This window comes from Orrella marina (genome assembly GCF_003058465.1).
In the GTDB taxonomy this organism is placed as follows: domain Bacteria; phylum Pseudomonadota; class Gammaproteobacteria; order Burkholderiales; family Burkholderiaceae_B; genus Algicoccus; species Algicoccus marinus.
The window spans coordinates 3,530,291-3,550,998 of the sequence record NZ_CP028901.1; the positions used below are offsets into that span (position 1 = coordinate 3,530,291).

The 20,708-nt window shown below is 53.6% G+C and carries 15 protein-coding genes and 3 pseudogenes; 2 read left to right on the forward strand and 16 right to left on the reverse strand.

Annotated features, from left to right (window positions below):
* Positions 1 to 32: 32 nt before the first annotated feature.
* The 3 genes from DBV39_RS16085 to DBV39_RS16095 are packed head-to-tail and all read right to left on the reverse strand — an operon-like array spanning position 33 to position 1,993.
* Positions 33 to 524: a peroxiredoxin family protein gene (locus tag DBV39_RS16085; protein ID WP_108622406.1), complete on the reverse strand. Its 492-nt coding sequence runs from the start codon at positions 522 to 524 to the stop codon at positions 33 to 35.
* 42 nt (positions 525 to 566) lie between these two features.
* Positions 567 to 1,403: a BON domain-containing protein gene (locus DBV39_RS16090; RefSeq protein WP_159079001.1), complete on the reverse strand. Its 837-nt coding sequence runs from the start codon at positions 1,401 to 1,403 to the stop codon at positions 567 to 569.
* Positions 1,400 to 1,993 carry a phosphoheptose isomerase gene (locus DBV39_RS16095; protein ID WP_108622408.1) on the reverse strand — a complete coding sequence of 198 codons (594 nt, stop codon included), beginning with the start codon at positions 1,991 to 1,993 and terminating at the stop codon, positions 1,400 to 1,402. Before DBV39_RS16095 ends, DBV39_RS16090 begins: the two co-directional genes overlap by 4 nt.
* Positions 1,994 to 2,485: 492 nt before the next feature.
* On the opposite strand from DBV39_RS16095, the gene DBV39_RS16100 reads away from it, so the two are divergent.
* Positions 2,486 to 3,889, forward strand: coding sequence for an alanine/glycine:cation symporter family protein (locus tag DBV39_RS16100; protein WP_108622409.1), 1,404 nt, complete (start codon positions 2,486 to 2,488; stop codon positions 3,887 to 3,889).
* Between the two features lie 66 nt (positions 3,890 to 3,955).
* On the opposite strand, the gene DBV39_RS16105 is transcribed toward DBV39_RS16100, so the two are convergent.
* Complete coding sequence (locus tag DBV39_RS16105; protein WP_108622410.1) at positions 3,956 to 4,615, reverse strand: GntR family transcriptional regulator; 660 nt, start codon at positions 4,613 to 4,615, stop codon at positions 3,956 to 3,958.
* A gap of 302 nt (positions 4,616 to 4,917) precedes the next feature.
* On the opposite strand from DBV39_RS16105, the gene DBV39_RS16110 reads away from it, so the two are divergent.
* Positions 4,918 to 5,811, forward strand: coding sequence for an alpha/beta fold hydrolase (locus DBV39_RS16110; protein ID WP_108622411.1), 894 nt, complete (start codon positions 4,918 to 4,920; stop codon positions 5,809 to 5,811).
* 50 nt (positions 5,812 to 5,861) lie between these two features.
* Here the strand turns inward: DBV39_RS16110 and DBV39_RS16115 are convergent, their stop codons facing one another.
* The 12 genes and pseudogenes from DBV39_RS16115 to DBV39_RS16170 all read right to left on the reverse strand — a co-directional run bounded on the left by DBV39_RS16115 (position 5,862) and on the right by DBV39_RS16170 (position 20,397).
* Positions 5,862 to 7,397 (reverse strand): AMP-binding protein, encoded by a 1,536-nt coding sequence (locus DBV39_RS16115; protein ID WP_108622412.1) that lies wholly within the window; start codon positions 7,395 to 7,397, stop codon positions 5,862 to 5,864.
* A gap of 114 nt (positions 7,398 to 7,511) precedes the next feature.
* Positions 7,512 to 8,498: a UDP-glucose 4-epimerase family protein gene (locus tag DBV39_RS16120; RefSeq protein WP_108622413.1), complete on the reverse strand. Its 987-nt coding sequence runs from the start codon at positions 8,496 to 8,498 to the stop codon at positions 7,512 to 7,514.
* Positions 8,495 to 9,604, reverse strand: coding sequence for a glycosyltransferase family 4 protein (locus DBV39_RS16125; RefSeq protein WP_227870678.1), 1,110 nt, complete (start codon positions 9,602 to 9,604; stop codon positions 8,495 to 8,497). Before DBV39_RS16125 ends, DBV39_RS16120 begins: the two co-directional genes overlap by 4 nt.
* A pseudogene (asnB, locus tag DBV39_RS16130) lies at positions 9,597 to 11,575 on the reverse strand (asparagine synthase (glutamine-hydrolyzing)). Before asnB ends, DBV39_RS16125 begins: the two are co-directional and overlap by 8 nt.
* Before the next feature lie 82 nt (positions 11,576 to 11,657).
* A pseudogene (locus DBV39_RS20680) lies at positions 11,658 to 12,331 on the reverse strand (glycosyltransferase).
* 3 nt (positions 12,332 to 12,334) lie between these two features.
* Positions 12,335 to 12,736 (reverse strand): annotated as a pseudogene (locus DBV39_RS20685) (glycosyltransferase); the annotation flags it as partial.
* A 77-nt stretch (positions 12,737 to 12,813) separates the two neighbouring features.
* The gene (locus tag DBV39_RS16145; protein WP_227870679.1) at positions 12,814 to 13,959 is read right to left on the reverse strand and encodes a glycosyltransferase; all 1,146 of its coding nucleotides are present in this window, start codon (positions 13,957 to 13,959) and stop codon (positions 12,814 to 12,816) included.
* 6 nt (positions 13,960 to 13,965) lie between these two features.
* Positions 13,966 to 15,267: an O-antigen ligase family protein gene (locus DBV39_RS16150; RefSeq protein WP_108622418.1), complete on the reverse strand. Its 1,302-nt coding sequence runs from the start codon at positions 15,265 to 15,267 to the stop codon at positions 13,966 to 13,968.
* A 207-nt stretch (positions 15,268 to 15,474) separates the two neighbouring features.
* Positions 15,475 to 16,803, reverse strand: coding sequence for a murein biosynthesis integral membrane protein MurJ (gene murJ, locus DBV39_RS16155; RefSeq protein WP_159079004.1), 1,329 nt, complete (start codon positions 16,801 to 16,803; stop codon positions 15,475 to 15,477).
* 99 nt (positions 16,804 to 16,902) lie between these two features.
* Positions 16,903 to 18,180: a Vi polysaccharide biosynthesis UDP-N-acetylglucosamine C-6 dehydrogenase TviB gene (gene tviB, locus DBV39_RS16160; protein ID WP_108623330.1), complete on the reverse strand. Its 1,278-nt coding sequence runs from the start codon at positions 18,178 to 18,180 to the stop codon at positions 16,903 to 16,905.
* Between the two features lie 5 nt (positions 18,181 to 18,185).
* Complete coding sequence (locus DBV39_RS16165; RefSeq protein ID WP_108622420.1) at positions 18,186 to 19,193, reverse strand: NAD-dependent epimerase; 1,008 nt, start codon at positions 19,191 to 19,193, stop codon at positions 18,186 to 18,188.
* A gap of 37 nt (positions 19,194 to 19,230) precedes the next feature.
* Positions 19,231 to 20,397, reverse strand: a complete 1,167-nt coding sequence (locus DBV39_RS16170; RefSeq protein WP_108622421.1) for a nucleotide sugar dehydrogenase — start codon at positions 20,395 to 20,397, stop codon at positions 19,231 to 19,233.
* Positions 20,398 to 20,708 lie beyond the last annotated feature (311 nt).

Genomic DNA, 20,708 nt, shown 5'->3' on the forward strand with positions numbered 1-20,708 from the left:
GACCCTTATGTGGTGTGGAGTGGTGGGAATGATCAGCTCGCCAGAGCTGTCTGCACGGTGTTTTTCAATTCCTGTTTGTCATAGTTGCCCAGGTACCGCTTGATGATGGACCCGTCCTTGCCAACCAGAAAGGCAATCGGGGTCAGTCGGACATCTCCAAACGCCTTGGCGACTTCGCCGGAGCCGTCAATCGCCACGGTAAAAGGCAACTCTCGAGTCTGGGCGAACTGTTTAACGTACGGGACCGGATCATAAGACATGGCGACCGCTACAACATCAAAACCTTCAGGCGCAAACTCTTCGTAAAGAGCGATTGTATCGGGCATTTGACGTACACAGGTGACGCAACTGGTTGCCCAGAACTTGACCAGTACGACCTTGCCGCGCATGTCCTCAAGCGGGATCTGTTGCTCTTCCAGAGTATGAAACGTGACTGCTGGCGCCTGGGGCTTCGGCGCTAACAGGAACCACGCGCCTGCGCCGATCAGGCAGGCGAGAACCAGGATTGATACGAGCTTTTTCATGGTGTCATTCGGTCAGGTTTGCATTTGAAATTTGCCTGCAACTCAGATGGGTCGTGCCTGTGGGGAGGATTGCGGTAAAACGGGTACCGTACTTGGGGTTGGCCCCGGTGCCACGCTCGTGCTTGTGGCAGGTTGCTGAGAGGCCGATGCTCCACTGCCACCTGTCTGCACCGGGTTCGGGTCGGTCCCACCTCTCAGTCGATTGATTTCCTCTTCTGAGCGGATGTCAAAGAGGGTGAACACTTCCTTGACTCCGCTGATAGAGCTGACGGTCCTTGCGATGTCGGAAGCCTGCTGCTGGGTCACGATGCCCTGGATGTATACGTTACCGTCCTCAACAGTCACTTTGAGTGAGCCGGAAGGGATACCTCGGGTGGCAATCAGAGTGGTGCGAATTTTCGAAGACAACCATGTGTCCGCGGTGACTTGCGAGAAGGGCAGTTTGCTGCCGACGTTGATCCGGTCGATGACCGACTTCACGTTGGGTATGCCGCTGACCAGACTCACCGCCTTGTTACGGACCTCTGCATCACTGGCGTCACCAGTCAGCAGAACGACACCGTTGTAAGACGAGGCGTTGATCCTGGCGAGTTCCGAAAACTGTGACTGCAACAGACTGGCTGTCTTGAACTCGATCTCGGTGTCCTCAAGTTGCTGGCCGGTCGTACGTGGATCCGATGCGATTGAAGCGGTTGTCAGGGCCGCACTACCGACAACCATGGGTGCGCAACCCGCAATGGCGAGACTCATGGCAGTCATCGCGCTCATGAGGACCAGGCGCATAGCACTTGTACCCGGGCATGCTGGCTGGGTCGAATGCTGGTCGTGCAGGACAGCTCCGTTGCTTTTACTCGAAATGGATGTGCTGTGTACTGTCATTGTGGCTCCCCCAGAAGCAAGGCATCGATACCGTCGCAAATAAGATGGAGTAACAGAATGTGCATCTCCTGTATTCGCATGGTTCGGTGGTGTGGGACGCATAAATGAACGTCGGTTTCGTAGAGCATCTGTCCGATCTTGCCGCCGTCTCGGCCTGTCAGAGCGATGACAGCCATCTCTCTTTCATGTGCCGTCTGGATGGCTTGCAGGACGTTGCCAGAGTTACCGCTTGTCGAAATGGCAAGCAGAATATCCCCCGGCATGCCCAGCGCAGCTACCTGACGCGAAAAAACCTGGTCGAATCCATAGTCGTTGCCAACTGCGGTCATGATCGATGTGTCCGCGCTCAGTGTGACCGCAGCAAGCGGCAAGCGTTCCCGCTCAAAGCGCCCAACCAGTTCGGCCACGAAATGTTGTGAGTCAGCAGCAGATCCGCCATTGCCGCATGCGAGCACCTTGGAGCCATTGGTCAGTGCCTGAAAACAGACCTCGATCGCGACTTCTAACGGGGTTCCAAGCGCATCCAGCGTTCGGCTTGCTGTCTCGATGTGATCATCGAAATGATTGGAAAGCAGACTTGACAGGTTCATGGCGTAGAGAACAATGAGGAGATCGGGTGATTGGTCGAGTGTAACGCTTCGAACTTTTCATTATCTCACGTTGACTTTGTGCTTCTGAATATATCCGTGCCATAAAGTGGCTCAAACAAAGGATGCGAAACGCTCGTCTTGACGCAGGCGTTGATTGCGACACGCCGTGTCACGTCGCAGCATTGCAACCTGGAGCGATTCTTCGTGTAGTTGTTCCGTCTCGCAGCAGGGCAGACGTGTGCGGCGACTGGAAAGGGTGTGAGTCATCATTCGTGCAAATTTCCTGTACAGAACGGATTGCTCGCAAAACTCGGCGTTCCAGTGTGGTGGTTATTGTTTTCACCACTTACTTTTGATGCCAGAGTGGGATAAAAGAGATCTTAGAATTGCCTGGTTCTGCGTGTGGCAAACAGGTGACCGGACAATACAATACGGGTGCTGAAGAGCCTGGGCGTGGTGCACCGGGTGACTTGACTTTTGACTGGATTACGCATGGACCTCATTATCGATTTCATCAACGGCATCCTCTGGAACTACGTTCTCATCTACGGTTTGCTGGCCGTTGGTGTGTGGTTCACGCTCAAGCTCGGGTTCTTGCAGTTTCGCCACTTTCCGGAGTTTTTCCGGTTGGTGATGCAGGCTCCGGAGGCAGACAAGGGTGGAATCACGCCGTTCCAGGCATTGTGTACAAGCCTGGCTTCGCGAGTCGGGACAGGCAACATCGCCGGTGTGGCCGTTGCCCTTTCACTGGGTGGGCCAGGGGCGATCTTCTGGATGTGGGTGGTTGCGCTTCTCGGTATGGCGACCGCTTATGCGGAGAGCACGCTCGCCCAGTTGTACAAGGTACGGGACGAAGAGGGCAACTTCAGAGGTGGTCCGGCGTTCTACATTGCAAACGGCTTGAAGGCGCCGTGGGCTGCTGTCATATTCTCGATCTGTCTCATTCTTGCGTTTGGGCTGGTGTTCAATGCTGTCCAGGCTAATTCGATTGCCGAGGCGATGGAAGGGGCGTTTGGTGTGCCCAAGCTCTGGGTGGGTGTTGCGATCGCGGTCCTCACCGGAGTCATCATCTTTGGAGGGATACAGAAAATTGCTAAAGTCGCCGAGTTGCTGGTGCCTTTTATGGCAATCGCGTATCTGTTGCTGGCGATCTACGTCATGATCGTCAATTTCACGGAAGTGCCTGGAGTCATTGCGCTGATCGTCAAGAGCGCTTTTGGGTTCGAGCCAGCTGTGGGCGGCGTGATAGGGGCCATGCTTCAGGGTATCAAGCGTGGCCTGTACTCCAACGAAGCTGGCATGGGGTCCGCGCCTAACATTGCTGCTGTCGCCACCCCGCAACCGCATCATCCTTCGTCCCAAGGCTTTGTTCAGGCTTTGGGTGTGTTTATCGACACAATTCTGATCTGCACGGCCACGGCAGTTCTCATTCTGTTGTCGGGAGTGTTGTCCGGGGCACCGGGGATGACAGGTGCCGCCCTGACACAGGAGGCGTTTTCCGTTCATGTTGGCGGTGCCGGGGTCTACTTCATCGCGATCGCGGTGCTGTTGTTTGCGTTTACGTCCATCATTGGCAATTACGCTTACGCAGAGAACGCACTGAGTTATCTGAATGCCCACGGACATTTCTGGCGTAACGCACTTCGCGCGGGCGTGCTGCTCATGGTGGTATGGGGTGCCTACGAGAGTGTTTTGACGGTGTTCAACGCCGCCGATGCTGCGATGGGGCTGATGGCCAGCGTAAACCTGATCGCCATCGTGCTGCTCTCAAAGGTGGTCATCAAGCTCACCAGAGACTATCTGGATCAGAAGCGCACTGGCACGCCTCGGTTTAACAGTGATGATTATCCGGAGCTGAAAGGTCAGATCGAGTCAGATATCTGGACCAACAAATAACACAGCCCAAGAGACTGTGCTGGACCAGCGCTGTGATGTAACTGGTTCAGCTTCTGGTCCATGCGGTCAGTTCAGCAAGTCCCTGGGCATATTGACGATCATGTCTGTGACGCCTCTGGTGCCGTGACCAGGACTCATATGAAGAAACATAGCGCTGGCAGCCTGTCTGGAGTCATGATCTATGATGGCTTTTACGATATCAGTGTGCATGGCGTAGGACGCCGGAATACGTCCTACTGCTCCAAATGCATGCCGCCTGTAGGCACCTGTCTGGGTACGCATGCGCAGGATGTCCTGACGCAGATAGGGGTTGCGCGAGCCTCTGTATAGAATCTCGTGAAATGCCATGTTGGCCTGCTGCCATCCGAGTTCATCATTTGACTCAACGATCGGCAGGGTGTTTTGATGCAAGTCTTGGAGTGACTTGCGTTCCTCGTTAGTCATCCGCTCGCATGCATATCTAGCACAAAGGCTTTCGAGCTCTGCCAGCAACTCCCACATCGAAAGGAGCTGTTGAACGTCCATCTTGGCCACGACCATGCCGCCGCGAGGCAGACTGGTCAGAAGGCCCTGAGCTTGAAGCTGTAGCAGCGCCTCGCGCACGGGCGTACGAGAGACAGCATGAGTGGCTGCCAGTTTGGACTCGTCGACGGGATCTCCCGGGAGTAAGCTGGCTTCTCTAATTTGCTGCTCGATCGATTGACGGATTCTGTCGCTGACCTTCATGAGTTCCTGGTTCTAGGTTGGCTGTCTGTCTTGCAGATTTGTCTGCGTTCGTATAGTGTACTATGGACTCAAATATATAATTGAAAATCATATACATACGTTATATTAACCAAATAATACCGCTGATCCGTTTGCTTTATCCAGTTGTCTGTTTATTCTGGTGAGTGCGTTAACCTGGCGCAAGCAGGCGACGGCGATGTATATCCAGCGTGCCTGAGAGTGTCTCACGGGTTGATTGCTTGTCCAGTATCAGTGAGACATTGTTCCGACACATAACCAGATTGTCAGATAGAGGTACTGAAATGCCTTACGCAGTAGCTTCGGATGGAGTTCGTCTTCACTACCAGTCGACCGGACAGGGAGAACCCATCATTTTTGTGCACGAGTTTGCCGGGGACAGTCGAAGCTGGGAGGCTCAGGTTCGGCATTTCAGTCGACAGTATCAGTGTGTCGTCTTCGATGCCAGAGGATATCCGCCGTCGGATGTGCCTGAGTCCGTTCAGGCGTATTCTCAGGCACAGGCAGTGCGCGACATTGCGAGCGTCATGGATGCGCTGGAGATTGAGAAGGCACACATTGTTGGCCTTTCCATGGGAGGATTTGCAACTCTGCATTTTGGGTTGACCCTTCCTGCTCGCGCATTGTCGTTGTGCGTTGCCGGAGTTGGTTATGGCGCAGAGCCCGAGAAGCGCAGCCAGTTCAGGCACGAAGCAGAAGTGGTTGCGTCATCGCTCATGGACATTGGCATGGAAGCTTTTGCGCAACGGTATGCACAGGGTCCTACACGGATTCCGTTTCAGCGTGATGATGCACGGGGCTTTGATGAGTTTGTCGAACAGTTAAAGACCCACAGTGCGCTGGGCTCAGCCAATACCCAACTGGGGGTGCAGCGTGAGAGGCCGTCCCTGTATGACCTGCAGGATGACCTGTCCAGACTTACCGTCCCGACACTGGTTTTGAATGGTGACGAAGACTGGCCATGTCTGGCTCCAGGGCTGATGCTCAAACGCGTGATTCCCTCGGCAGCACTTTGTGTTCTCCCAAATTGTGGACACACAATCAACCTTGAGGTGCCAGATCAATTCAACAAAGTAGTCGGTGACTTCATGGTGCGAGCAAAAAGTGGCAGATGGCCGATGCGACAGGCTGCCGCCATGATTGATTCGATCACAGGTATGGAACAGAAGAGGTCTTGACGAGTTAGCGTTACGATGCATGCCCGGAGGGCTACCGTGAATCACGGCAATTAATCCGCCCTGGTTGATCTCAGCAGGTTCTGGCGCAGCCTGCTTCTTGATATCTTGCCGTTCGGGTCTCTTGGCAAGCTCTCCATGAACAGATAGGACCGCGGGATCTTGAACCTGGCCAGTTGTCGGGAGAGCCACTGAACAAGATCCAGAGCCGGGATTTCTGGCTCTCCATTGGTTTGGATCACACCAACCAGACGCTGGCCAAACTCCTCGTCAGGCATCCCAATCACGGCACAGTCCGCAATTCCAGGGTAGCCGACCAATGCGTGCTCGATCTCGGCTGGATAGATGTTGACCCCGCCGGACAAGACCATGTCTGTTTCCCGATCGCACACGAACAGATAGCCATCTTCATCGAGATAGCCAATGTCGCCCAGCGTGATCAGGCCATCGTGCTCGATTGCCTGTCTTGACTCTGGTCGGTTTCGGTAGGTGAAATCTGCGTAGGCCGTATTTTTGACATAGATATGTCCGGCCTCACCAGCAGGCAGCGTTTTTCCGTCAGCGCCAAGAATACGGATCGTCGCGGTTTCGACAGGCTTGCCCGCGGTGCCAGGCTTGGCCAGTGCGTCCTCAGGTGTTGCGAGTGTGATTAACCCGCCTTCACTGGATGCGTACGTTTCATGTATGACAGGCCCAAACCACTCAATCATTTGTCGCTTGACGTCAGGAGGGCAGGGCGATCCTGTTGACGCGACAAATCGAAGCGAAGAGACATCATACTTTTGCCGTATAGCTGGCTCCAGTCTGAGCAGACGCACGTACATGATCGGTACCATGTATGCGACTTCGATGCGGTACTTCTCGATGTGCTGCAACAGATCTTCCGGGTCGAAACGATCCGTCACGACCAGGTGATCGCACATCAGCAAGGACATCTGACAAAAGAGGCTGGGTGCGCTGTGGTAGATCGGCGCAGGCAGGAGAGCACGAGCACCAGGCCGCAAACCGTATGCTTTTTCAACGATGCGTGCAACGACCGCCTGGTTCTCCTTGAGGTCTTCTAGCGGAACGGGAAACCGTACAACCCCTTTGGGGCGACCTGTGGTTCCAGATGTGTAGGCCATATGACCGCGCGGTGACACAATCGGGCCTTCGTAGATTGAATGGGAGCGAATCCATTTGTCGTAATCCTGCGCTTTTTCGATGTACGTTGCAGGAACGGCAGTCGTAGCGGTTGCGAGAGAGTCACTCAGGCCTACGCATATCACCTCAGTGTCGTTTGCGTTTGCCTCGATTGCGACTGGCAACAACTCTGTTTGCGTCAAGATGATCTTTGCACCGCTGTCCTCGAGGATGTACTGAACCTCTTTGGCGGTGAAGTGCCAGTTTACAGGGCAGTAATAGACCCCGAGTCGCCGGCAAGCGAGAATCGTCTCAAGGTAAGCTTGTCGATTGCGCATAAATACAGCTACGACGTCACCTTCGCGAATGCCAAGCGATGCCAGACCGCTCGCCAGTTTGAGACTTCGCTCCTCAACGATTTGCCGATCGATGGTACGCCCTTCGATTGTGATGCTTCTGTCTGACATGCGCACACTCCTAAGCTGATCTGCTCTGTGACTGACTGTACCCGGTTGGCGAGGTATGGCGTATGCGCTGTCGGTTCACATGAGAACCAGGCTGGTGGGCCACTCCGTTTCTGGTTAAAGGGGGGGCTGATTGAATGCCTGGGTGGTGTCTCTCAATCCACTGTCGATAGAAACGGGTGGAACCCACCCAAGCAATCGTTTGTTCTTGCTGATATCGACCCTGAGTGACCCGAAAAGACGACCGTAGATGCCAGGGCGATTGAGTACAGTCGCGCCTAGCTTGACCAGCCAGCGCGGAACATAGATGAGTCGAGCCTTTTTGCCTAGTGCTAGTCCTATCCTTCTCGCGAGCTCAGCTGTTGACAGATCCTCACCATCTGAAGCCAGAAAGATCTGATTCATAGCGCCAGGGTGGTCCAGACAAATGTGAATCAAATCAATCAGGTTTCCAAGCGCGAGAAGGCTGCGCCGGTTATGGGTTGCCGCCCCTAGTGGTAGCGGGGTGCCTCGCGAGATTGAACGGATCAAAGTTTCAAAGTTTGCCTTCACACCCGGACCATAGATAAGTGGCGGTCGGATGATAACCACCTCCATCTCAGTCTCGTTGGCAAGATTCAGAAGGAGCTTTTCGGCATCACGTTTTGAGATGCCGTAGGGATCGATTGGGGCTGGCTCGTCGTCTGCGGTGAACGGTTGATCCAGACCGGTCGATTCGCCATTTACTTTGATCGAGCTTATGAAGATGAATCGTTTGACACCCGCTTTTGCTGCCTGATCGGCGAGTGCTTCCGTACCGGCGACGTTTGTTTCAAAGTAGAGATTTGCGGGGCTTTCGGATACCTCGTTCATGACATGCACTCGTGCAGCACAGTGAATCACGACGTCAATACCAGCGAGGGCTTTTGTCCAGTCTGTTGACGCGCTCAACGAGGCGACCTCGATCGGAAAAACTGCATCAAGACCCGGGTCAGTGCAGCGCACCACTTGTTCGAACCGACGCCGGTCGCGCACACTGACGACGACTTTGTGTCCACGCGAGACAAGATAGGTGCTGAGGGGGCGGCCAACAAATCCGGTTCCGCCGGTGATCAATACCTTCATGCAAGCACTTCCTTGTAGAGTTCAAGTGTCGCATTGTTGATTGTGTTCTGGCTGAATGTGCTCTGCGCACGCTCCCTGGCATTGACCCCCATTCGTGATCGTTCAAGCGGCTGATCCAGAAGGTGCTTGATTGCACGTGCGAGGCTCTCGGCGTCTTTAACCGGGACCACAAGGCCGCTGTATCCATCCTGAACAGCGTCTCGACATCCCGGTGCATCGGTCGTAATGCAAGGTTTTCCGCATGCCATCGCTTCGAGCAGTACTTTTGGCATGCCTTCCCGGTAAGAGGGCAAACAGACGACAGCAGATTTGGCAAGCGTTGACGACATGTCTTCACTGTGTCCCCACCATTCCACTAATCCATCAGTTACCCATGACTTGAGATCAGTTTCGGTAACGCTTGCGGGATTGTCCCTATCCGGGTCGCCGACCAGCACGAAGCGCGCCTGTGTCCCCTGCTGTTTGAGGCTTCTGGTCGCCTCGATAAACTCCCCCACCCCTTTGTCCCAAAGCATTCGTGAGGGCAGCATGACCACAGGACTTCCCTCTGGCTCAGCGGACGGAGCGAACCTGTCAATGTCAACGCCTGCGCCCGCAATCAACCGGATGCGGTCCTTGTGGATGCCGGTGTCTTGCACAATCGAAAAATCATCAGAGTTCTGAACGATTGCGAGGCCATGGCCGATCGCGACAGGTAGAACGTATTGCAGAATCCGGCGGGTTCTGTTTGCCCGATCCTGGTCTGTAAATAGAAAACCCATTCCGGCGATTGCTGAAATGACACGCCTCATGCCGAGAGATCTGGCTGCAAGCCCGCCAATTACGACAGGTTTTAGTGCGACATGGTGTACCACATCCGGTCGTTCCCGGCGATAGAGTGCTCGCACACGCATGATTTCCCGCATGATTGTCCACGGGCGAGTTCCGCGTCTGGATAACTCTAATGGTACGACCCGGATGCCTGCCTGCTCGATCAGGTGCGCGTGTTCGGCACAGCGCGTCGCGACAACCACGTCGTAGCCCATTTGGCTGGCACGCCTCCCGAGCTCAAGGCGGTGCGAAACGAAGTACCAGTCTTCGGTAACCAGAAAAAGTAGTTTAGGCACGCTCAGAGTCCATCCATGCCTGAAACATCAACACGTCCCATAAGTAGTAGGCCCAGTTACGGCGGCCCGACAAATGCTCCTCCCATTTCTGGCGAACCGGGACCGGATTAAAGAATCCTTCTCGTTCCAGCCTTTCAGCTGAAAGCAGGTCTTCAGCCCATCCACGCAGGGGGCCTCGTAGCCATTGTTCTATAGGGACACCAAACCCCATCTTGGGGCGATCCATGATTTCTCTGGGAATGTGCCTGTAAAGCACTTGCTTGAGCAGCCATTTTCCTTGTCCCTCTCGAATCTTCATCGAGAGTGGAATGCTCCAGGCAAATTCGATCAGACGGTGATCGAGAAACGGGACCCGTGTTTCCAGGCTGACGCCCATTGCTGCCCTGTCGACCTTGACCAGGATGTCGTCGGGCAGATAGGTCACGGAGTCAAGGTACATCATTCGACGCTCGATATCGTCGCAATCGAGCCATTGGTCAGCGTCTGTAACCGCTGTTTCAGGTTCGACCGCTCCGAGGACAACCGCTGCTGGGTCGTCCCAGTGTGAGACGAGCTTCAGGTAGATATCCTCTGGTTGCTTTGCTCCAAACAATGAGGCTGCCTTGTGCAGCTTGTCGCCTGGGTTGCTGTATCGCAGACGTGAGGGAAGTGCAAATTCGACTGAAGAGAAAATGCGGTTCCAGGCAGCAGGGGAAATGGCTGAGGCTCCCGAAGATAGCGCCTTGCGGATGGGATGGGGCAGACGCGAGAGTTTTTTCCAGATTGACATCGTCCAGAAATAGCGGTTGTATCCGCCGAACAGTTCGTCACCGGCGTCGCCTGACAGGGAAACCGTGACATGCTGGCGTGCAAGCTTCGAAACCAGATGTGTCGGAATCTGTGACGAGTCAGCAAACGGCTCGTCATACAGGGCCGGCAGTGTCGGAATAACATCCAGGGCGTCTTGGGGAGAAAGGTACCATTCTGTATGGTCAGTCCCCAAGTGTCTGGCAACGGCTTTTGCATGTTTGGCTTCGTCGTACTCGCCTTCGTGAAAACCGATCGTGAATGTTTTGACAGGCGTGCTTGAGATCGACTGCATCAGTGCGACGATTGTGGACGAATCGATGCCGCCAGACAAGAATGCACCGAGTGGAACGTCTGCGAGCATCTGGCCTCTGAGGCTTTGCCTGATGTGCTGTTCAAGTGCATCGATCGCTTGCGCTTCAGAACCTCTGAACGGGTTTTGAATGCCAGCCTGGGCCGTATCCCGGAACGACCAGTACTTCCGGATCTGCCCACGATCGGCACTGGCTGTATTTTCCGGCATATCAAACTCAACCCAGGAGCCCGGGGGAGTTTCCAGATCTTCTGGTAAATGCTCCAAGGTGCAGGTACGTAGTTGTGCCGCATGTAGAGGGCTAGCGCTTGTCGTTCGATCGGGTTGTCGAACCCCGGAAAGGCTCTTAGTGCCTTGAGCTCAGACCCGAATACGAGCGCGCCTCGAACCCATCCGTAATAGAGTGGCTTTTCTCCAACCCGGTCGCGTGCCAGCTTGAGGGCTCTGTTCTGTCGGTCCCAGAGCGCAAGCGCAAACATGCCCACCGCCTTTTTTAGCGTGGTCTCCAGTCCCCATGTCTCAATCGCTGCGAGTAGCGTCTCAGTGTCTGAGTGCCCTTTCCAGCAAAAGCGTGAGGTCCCAGAAGCGCTGTCGTCCAGTTCCTTGCGCAAGTCGAGATGGTTGTATATCTCTCCATTGAACACAATCACGTATCGACCAGAGTGTGAGTGCATCGGTTGATGCCCGGCCGGAGACAGATCAAGAATGGACAGTCGTCGGTGCGCGAAAGCAATGCCGTGTTGCTGATCACTCCATGTGCCGCTATCGTCCGGTCCGCGGGCGAATATCGTCGATGCCATTCGTCGGACGGTATCTTCCGCGTGCTCTGGCCAGGATTCTGGGGGAGCAAAAAATCCGGTCAGGCCACACATGGATTCAGCGCGCTATTAATAGAAATTGTCATGGAGTCAATAGAAAGGCCAATGGTTGTCATCTGTACTGGTATCACCCGCGTTATGTCGCACTGAGCAAGTCGTAATACAGGCTGGAATAGGACTGACTTGCCGCTTTGATGGAAAACTCGCGAATGACCTTCTCGCGTCCTTGCTTTCCGTACATTTCTCTTCGATCTGGATCCGCGAGCAATTCAGTCCATGCCCTGGCGATGCCATCGGGGTCTCCAGGCGTCACCGTGATGCCTGCACCTTCTATAATACGGGAAACATCCCCGACATCGGTGGCGACTACAGGTACGCCGCAGGCCATGGCCTCTCCGACCGCGTTCGGGAACGCCTCCCCCAAGAGGTCGATGTTGCAATATCGAGCCCTGCTGTGATGGAAGGGATGTCAGATCTCTCGCCCAGGCAGATGACGTGTCTGGCCAGATGGCTATTCTGAAAGTAGGAAGCTAGAGCCGGATTGTCTGGTGTCGCATCCCTGCCTGCCATCAGAAACTTTACGTGCTGGTCAGCATCAGGGTTGATCTCCAGAAGTCTCATTGCTGCCCGAAGAAAGATGTCCTGACCTTTCAAGGGGTGATACCTTGCAACAAGTCCGATCAGCTGGGTTCGCTCGGAAATGGCAAGCTCAGTCCTGAGTGCGCGCCTGGCTGCGGGATCGGGATGGAAGTGATCAGGATCGAAGCCGTTGTCGATGACACGAGCATGGGTCGCGTCAAAGCCGAACATTTCATGCTGAGACCTGGCCGTATGTGAGTTGTAAATGATCTGATCCGGACCGCGTGAAACGCGCGCAGACAGGGCGATTACCTTCCTTGTCATTGGTTTCTCGCGACTAATATCCGGCAAACTCTGCCGGATTCCCCAGGCAATCTTTGGATTGCCAGCGGCAATTCTGCCTGCCAGGCTCGCTGCGATATTGCCGTGATACATCCAGCCCTGAATCAAGTCAGGCTGGAACTGGCGTGTCATTTGTCTCAAGCGCCAAACGACCCTGGGCAATGTCGAGATTCCTTGCAGACTCAGGCACCAGACCGGGACTCCGATTGCTTCAATCTCATCGGCAACCTTGCCTCTTTCGGTCAACGAAATGACTGCGGTTGTAATCGAACTTTCCCCAGAGTTCTGCTGCATCTGTGTTAACAGTCTCGCCAGTTGCTTCTCTGCACCACCAGTATGGAGGGTTGTCGAAATAAAAAGAATTCTCGGACTCAATCGCTCGCTCTCCCTTCTTGCGGATAGACTGGCAAAGCCAGACTGCCCAGATAGCTGGTGGCCGATTGCTCGAGTGCAAAGTCCTCGGCACGTACTCGTACATCTGGCAGTTTGCGGACTGTGTCGGGATCCAGTTGCTCGGTCAGTGCCATGATGAGCGCCTGGGTATCCCCTACAGGAATGATGGTTCCCCAGTGACCACTTTGCAGGATCTCGTTAGGTCCACTTGGACAGTCGGTGCTAATGACGGGTGTTCCACACGCCATTGCTTCGATCAGGGCACCAGGAAGGCCTTCCCAGCGCGATGAGAGTACAAAAACCTTACTGCGTGCGAGATATGCGAACGGGTTGTCGGTAAATCCTGGCATGTCGAAATCGTTCTGACTCAGTCCGAGCGAGTTGGCGAGCTTCAGGAGATGTTCACGGTCAGAACCATCACCAAGAATGACAAGCCGGGATGGGTACTTCTTTCTGACGTGAGTGAATGCCTTGATGAGCAGACCAAAATCCTTCTGTTCAGTCAGGCGTCCAATTCCAAGAATGACGGGCGGCTCCCCGGGTGCGAACCAAGGGTGCTCGACAGGTTGTTGCGATAGCGCTCTGATTCTTTGCAGGTCAAACGGGTTGTAGATGGTCTGAACCAGGGTTTGAGGTAGTCGGGCAAACTCCAGAAGATCGCTCGCAACAGCCTGTGAGACACACACGATCTTGTCAGCTCGTCGATACAGTCGCGGAGCCAGTGTGTAGATTACTTTGGAAGCAAGTCCGGTTGCCTTGCCAGCCTCCATTGAAATGGTTGACCGCTCGGAGATCACCAACCGTGTATGTACGCCTGACATCATCCGTGCGAGGATGGCAATGACGTTAGTGTGCGTCATCGCGCTCAGAACCGCTGAAGGCTTCTTGCTTTTCAGGTATCGCGACAGCGGCAACAGGGCACTGAATACACGGTCGCAATCAAGATTTACGATATTGACCTGATCGCTGATACTGGAGAGATAGGGCCCTTTCGCCTTCGCGAGCACCAGATCCACAGTGAATCCTCTACGGGCAAACTCGTTGGCAAGCGTCGCCATGACGCGCTCGGCTCCGCCACCTTCAAGGGAAGGTAGAAAAATGCAGACTCTTTGGCTGATTTTCATGAGCATCTAACTGTTGAGGCTGCTATTTCGTGTTGATTGAAGAGTGGTATCTGGTCCGTTCCTCTTGCGACGTTCGGTGATTGCGGTGGCGGTGAGAAATGCAAGAACAATGAGCGTGAACCGCTCATAATAGAAAGTGTGAGAAAACATGGCGACGAAGAAAAACGGGAGTAGCACGAGAATAGTGACGCCTGATTTGTAAAGAACGAACCAGAACGAAATAAACAGAATTAATCCGATTAGTCCGTGTTGTGAAGTGAGTGACAGAAACTCGTTGTGTGTCTGGTTTCCAAGTTCTGGATCAATTCCATCTCCGGTCAATGGGCTTTCGATAAAGCGCTCATAAGCCTCACTTCCATACTCTATTCTCTCTTGGGTCGAAGGGTTTGTGTACAGGTGATCTATTAAAGAGCGCTCGTCAGGCCCATCTGGCTTAAGTGGTTTGGCGGGAACGGCCGTCCCGGTGTTTTCAGGTCCTTGCACTTGAAACACACCAAAGTTGAACCTGTCACTTACAACTTCCTGGAGACAGGATGTTGTCCTGTTATGGGTAACACCAAGCAGCGAAATGGTTGCCAGTGATGCTAACAAAACTACAGTCAAGCCTAGAGTTCTCACGACATCAACCCTTTGGGTGAATGCCAGTGCGGCAATGGTGATCGCTGCTGCAAGCAACCCCGAGCGCGAGGCTGTAATGAAAATTGCGAAAAGAAAGAACGTCTGGGAAACTGTCTGCAAGGTTCTGCTTTTACATGCGGAACAGGATCCAAGCAAACAGAAACATAGCGCATAAGCTGCCGTGTTCGGGTTGACTAGAAATCCTCCAGGTCGGCAGTCAATTGCGTCGATGAACCCGATCCGCAAGTACCCTAACAGGATACTTGCGGACAATAAAATGCCTCCCCAGAGAATTCCTGTCTGCGCCCATTTTCTTACATTCGTGCTGATCAGCATGAAAAGAAGCATTAATAGAAACCCGCCTGCTGCTGACACTCTGCGCATGAGATCCTCAAGTGCAAATGAGTGTGCTCCGTGCACCAAAATCGCGATGAGCCCGGATATCACAAATCCGATCCACCACCAGAATAATGGTTCTTTTATGAGTGTCTGAGTGGCATGTGTGAACTCCACTCGGTCTCTTCCTCTCAGTGCAATGAAGCCGAAAGTGATTAGCAGGGAGAGCGCCCAGACAAACGGGGGGACTGGAAATTCATTTATTCTTAAATACTCGGGCAGTCCCATCAGGACTACGGCAGTGATGGAACTTGTCAAGTATTTCTGGAGCATTTCCGGAATGTGGCGAGTCATGTTCGTCTGAAAATCATGATTACAAATAGAGGCGCTGTGGCCGTGAGACAATCAGTGTGCTACTCACGCTTTCTTGAGGCTCAGGGTTTGGCCTGGGTCGTCACCGGTGCGATCCAGCTTTGCGTCAAGCGAAACTATATTGTGAGGCGCCATTATTTGATTTATCAGTCTTTAGATTTTGTTTTTAAAGAAATACTCAGCCATGTCTTATTTTTCCTGTGTTTTTAGGGCCCACAGGAAGAACATGAAGGTCACAGCATAGGTCAGTCCAGTCGCCAGTGCTATCCCTTCTATCCCGAACGCTTTGGAGAGCACAGCGTTTCCGAAGACTTTTGTTGTCAGGCCGATGACACTTGACCAGAACAGGAAATGGTACTTTCGCTGACTTGTCATTAGACTGACCAATACCAGCCCTGCGAAATAGAAGGGTAGTTGCACCAGGCCGAATTGAAATACTCGAGCGACATCTTTCGTGTCCTCAGCGGAAAATGCTCCTCTTTCAAAAAGAAGACTGATGCCCCAGTTTGCCAGAGGCCAACTCACGATAGACGCGGCAACGCCTAGCAACAGCATGAGTTTGATCCAGTGGACAGCAATTTGCTTGACTTGCTTCTCTCCGCTGGCAATTGCGCGTGAGAATACTGGCAAGGTTGCCCTTGACACAGCCATGGCACCCACACCGAGCAGAAGCATCAACACTCTGTTCGCATAGCTCAGGGTCGCGACAGCACCTGTGCCTTGATGGGCTGCAAAGAATTGATCAATGATTGTTACGAGACTCATGATCGCCTGTCCAACCACCATGATCCCGAATCCATGCCAGAAGGCAGCCCAATGGGATGACTGGAATGAGAACCTCGGGAAGTCGATCTCGCTGCGTCGCCACAGAGGCAAACCGAGACTGATCAGATGGAAGGCAAAGCCTGCAAGTGTGCCCCAGACAAGTAACATGGCATCGGCAACTGAGAAGATCAGAAGTGCCCCCACCATTACGATTGAAGGCACGCTTTCCATCAATGTGTTGGCGTGATGCCCCGAAGATAACATCCAGGCTGAGTACAGGCTGATAAGCAGACCGAGTGGTATCAGTAGTACCATCAGATGGCTGATGTCATTCGCAATTGATCTTGTCTGCGGATCTAGTCCGCTTAAGTCTCCTGAAAACAGGTATGTCAGGCCGTAACCGGCTAGTACAGTCAGGCCAACTGCCACCATGAGGCTGAACCCGGCAATTTCTGCTCTGTAGCGTGGCAGATCATCTGGTGCATTCTCCCGTATCCTTGCGACCAGTGGGATCATGACGGCTGTCAGAACACTGAACCAGACCCCGACTGGCCAGGTGACCATGTTGAATACGAATAGATAGGCATCAACATCTGCGCTCACCCCGTAGCGGTAGGCAATCGCAACCTCTTTACCCGCTCGAGCAATGGATCCCAGCAACACAAAAAACACCACCCACAGCATGCCCTTTGCGATGGCATGGTGATCCGGGTGTGCGCTCTGGAGTCGAGACTTTAACCGCTTGAGTGGCACGGGTCTGCGGAGTTGGTTGAGAGTCCCTTATGCCGTGCTGGGGCAAGAGCTGGTCTCTTGCCTCGATGGTTTACGCCGATCAGTTTTCTCTTGGTTCGCTTACAGTCTGGCATCGACACTCTCCCTGGGCAGGATCGCCTTGACATCGAACAGAACGCCCTGGTCGTTCTTTAGCCAGCCCCTGATGGCCGTTGCACCAATCTCCTTGAACTGTTTGTGGGCCACAGTCAGAATCACCGCGTCATATTGCTTCGATTCTGGCGACGGAACAATCTGAATTCCGTATTCGTGCATCGCCTCGGCAGGATCAACCCACGGGTCGTGAACGTCGACCTCGAGGTTGTAGTTTTTGAGATTCTGAATGATGTCGACCGCTCGAGTGTTCCTGAGGTCTGGGCAGTTTTCCTTGAAACTCAGACCCAGAACCAGAGCGCGTGCGCCCACGGGATTCTGTTTACGCTTGATCAAGAGCTTGACGACCTCATCTGCGACATAGGCACCCATGCCATCATTGATTCTGCGCCCGGCCAGTATGACTTCAGGATGATAGCCAACAGCTTGCGCCTTGTGTGTCAGATAGTATGGATCGACGCCAATGCAATGACCGCCGACCAACCCTGGTCTGAAAGGCAAGAAGTTCCATTTGGTGCCAGCTGCTTCAAGCACTTCCAGCGTGTCGATGCCGAGCTTGTTAAAAAGCAGCGCCAGCTCGTTAATGAGTGCAATGTTGACATCGCGTTGGGTGTTCTCGATAACCTTGGCGGCTTCGGCTACACGAATGGAACTCGCCTTGTGGGTGCCAGCTATGATGATCTGTCGATAGAGTGAGTCGACAAGGTCCGCAATCTCTGGTGTTGATCCTGAGGTGACCTTCCTGATGGTCGTTACACGGTGCTCTTTATCACCTGGGTTGATCCGTTCCGGACTGTAACCGCAGAAGAAGTCTACGTTGAACTTCAACCCCGATTGCTTCTCCAGGACCGGAACACAGTCTTCCTCTGTGCATCCAGGATAAACCGTGGACTCATAAATAACGATGTCACCTTTCTTGAGCACTTTACCGACGGTTTCACTGGCTCGAATCAATGGGGTGAGGTCCGGCCTCTTGTGCTCGTCGATTGGAGTTGGAACGGTCACGATGTAGCAGTTGCAGGGAGTCAGATCATTGATCTCAGTCGTGAAGCTCAGTTCGCTCGCCGATTCAAGCTCTTCCTGGGAGGTTTCGAGTGTTTGGTCAACACCCGCCTTGAGCTGGTCGATTCGCTTGGTGTTGATGTCGAACCCGACTACCGGGCGTACCTTGCCAAACTCAACAGCGAGCGGCAACCCAACATATCCAAGGCCAATGACGGCCAGTCTGATGTCATCCAGATGCATGTCTGTCATACCTTGAAGTAATCTCGATACCAAGCCACAAAGTTCGCGATCCCTTTCTCGACAGGAGTGCTCGGCTTGTAATCGAACTGTTGGACCAGATCCGAAACGTCTGCATACGTATCGGGTACATCACCCGCCTGCAGCGGTAGCAACTCCATCTGCGCCTTCTTGCCAAGTGCCTTTTCGATGGCGGCAATGTAGTCCAGCAATTCAACTGGACTGTTGTTGCCAATGTTGTACACGCGCCATGGGGCTTTGCTCGTGCCAGGGTCCGGTTGGTCACCATTCCAGTCAGGGTTGACCGGTGCGGGACGATCCAGCACCCGGATCACGCCTTCAACGATGTCATCAACGTACGTAAAGTCCCGACGATGCTTTCCGTAGTTGAACACCTGGATAGGCTCATCTGCCAGGATGGCTTTAGTGAACTTGAACAGCGCCATGTCAGGGCGACCCCAGGGACCGTACACAGTGAAAAAACGTAATCCAGTCGTCGGGAGGCTGTAGAGCTGGCTGTAAGTGTGCGCCATCAACTCATTGGACTTCTTGCTGGCCGCGTACAGACTCAGTGGGTGGTCGACGTTGTGATGAACAGAGAACGGTAGCGTTGTGTTGGCCCCGTAGACGCTGGAGCTGCTGGCGTAAACGAGGTGCTCGACGCCATAATGACGGCAGCCTTCCAGAATATGGGCAAACCCGACGATGTTGCTGTAGATGTAGGCGAGTGGGTTCTCGATCGAGTAACGAACACCTGCCTGTGCGGCCAGATTGACAACCCGTTCGGGCCTGTGCGACTTGAACACATTTTCGATGCCCTGTTTGTCGGCCAGATCGATTCGAATGTGAGTGTAATCTGGGTGTTCGGCAAACCGGGCAAGCCTGGCTTCCTTGATGGCTGGATCGTAGTAATCATTGTGATTGTCGATCCCGATGACTGTGTCTCCACGAGCGAGCAGACGCAGAACGAGGGTTGAACCAATAAATCCGGCGGAGCCGGTCACAAGTACTTTCATGTTGGTGTGTTCGCTCTCGACGAGTTTGTTGGTGATGTCAGTCGCTACTGTACAGATCGCGACTATAAACCTTATCGGACACATCCCGGATCTCGTCTGTGATGCGATTGGCCACGATCAGGTCCGACTCGCGCTTGAATGCGTCGATGTCATTGACGACCCGGGAATTGTAGAACGTCTTCTCGGACAAAACAGGCTCGTAAACGATGACCTCGATTCCTTTCGCCTTAATCCTTTTCATGATGCCCTGAATGCTTGAAGAGCGATAGTTGTCTGACCCTGCTTTCATAATCAGGCGGTAGATGCCAACCACGCTGGGTTGCCGCTTGAGGACTGCGTCAGCGATGAAATCCTTTCGCGTGCTATTCGCTTCCACTATGGCATTGATCAGATTCTGAGGGACTTCATGGTAGTTGGCAAGCAACTGCTTGGTGTCCTTTGGCAGACAGTAGCCACCATAGCCGAAAGACGGATTGTTGTAATGACTGCCAATCCTCGGGTCGAGGCAAACGCCATCAATGATCTGGCGGGTGTCCAGACCATGGGTGCAGGCGTAGGTGTCGAGTTCGTTGAAGTATGCAACCCGCATGGCTAGATACGTATTGGCAAAGAGCTTGATCGCTTCAGCTTCCGTGCTTCGGGTGAGCAACACCGGGACGTTGGGAGTGAGAGAGCCTTGTACCAGCAGGTCGGCAAATAGCCTGGCCCGTTCGGACTCCTCCCCAACGATAATTCTCGATGGGTACAGGTTGTCGTGTAGCGCCTTGCCTTCTCTGAGAAACTCCGGTGAGAAGATCAGGTTGTCAGTCCCGAACGCCTGGCGAATTCGTTCCGTATAGCCCACGGGGACTGTAGACTTGATGACCATGACGGCATCTGGATTGATGGCCATCACATCATGGATGACTGATTCGATCGATGTCGTGTTGAACCGGTTTGTCTTGGGGTCGTAGTCTGTTGGTGTTGCGATAATGACGAAGTCAGCGCCGGCGTAAGACTCATACTTGTCCAGGGTGGCACGAAGGTTAAGGTCGTCCTTCTGCAGGTGTTCCTGGATGTCAGGATCCTCGATTGGTGATCGTCGTTGGTTGATCAAGTCAATCTTTAGAGGGTCGATGTCAAGAGCAACGACCTCGTTATGTCGAGCGAGGAGCATCGCATTAGAAAGCCCTACGTACCCAGTGCCTGCAATGGAGATCTTCATTAGATTAAGTGTTTCAATGATTGGTCGCGGTCGATTCCAGCACGACAGTCTAACGCGAGATTGTTGCTGTGAGGATGTTGCATCGGTTGGTAGCGCCATAGTTACCGCGACGGTCTGGACTGTTTGTTGCATAGACCCGGAAGGTGGTGAGGACTCGCTGCCAGTCTCTGAGTTTGCACGGTGATCCAGAAACTTCCAGGATTTCGGTCTGGAGTATCAGAACAGGTCGGCCGCAACGGGTTTCAGTTTTACGTGAACTCGTGCCCTCACAAATGAAGACCTCGGTTGTTGAGCTTTTCGGGCACAACTTG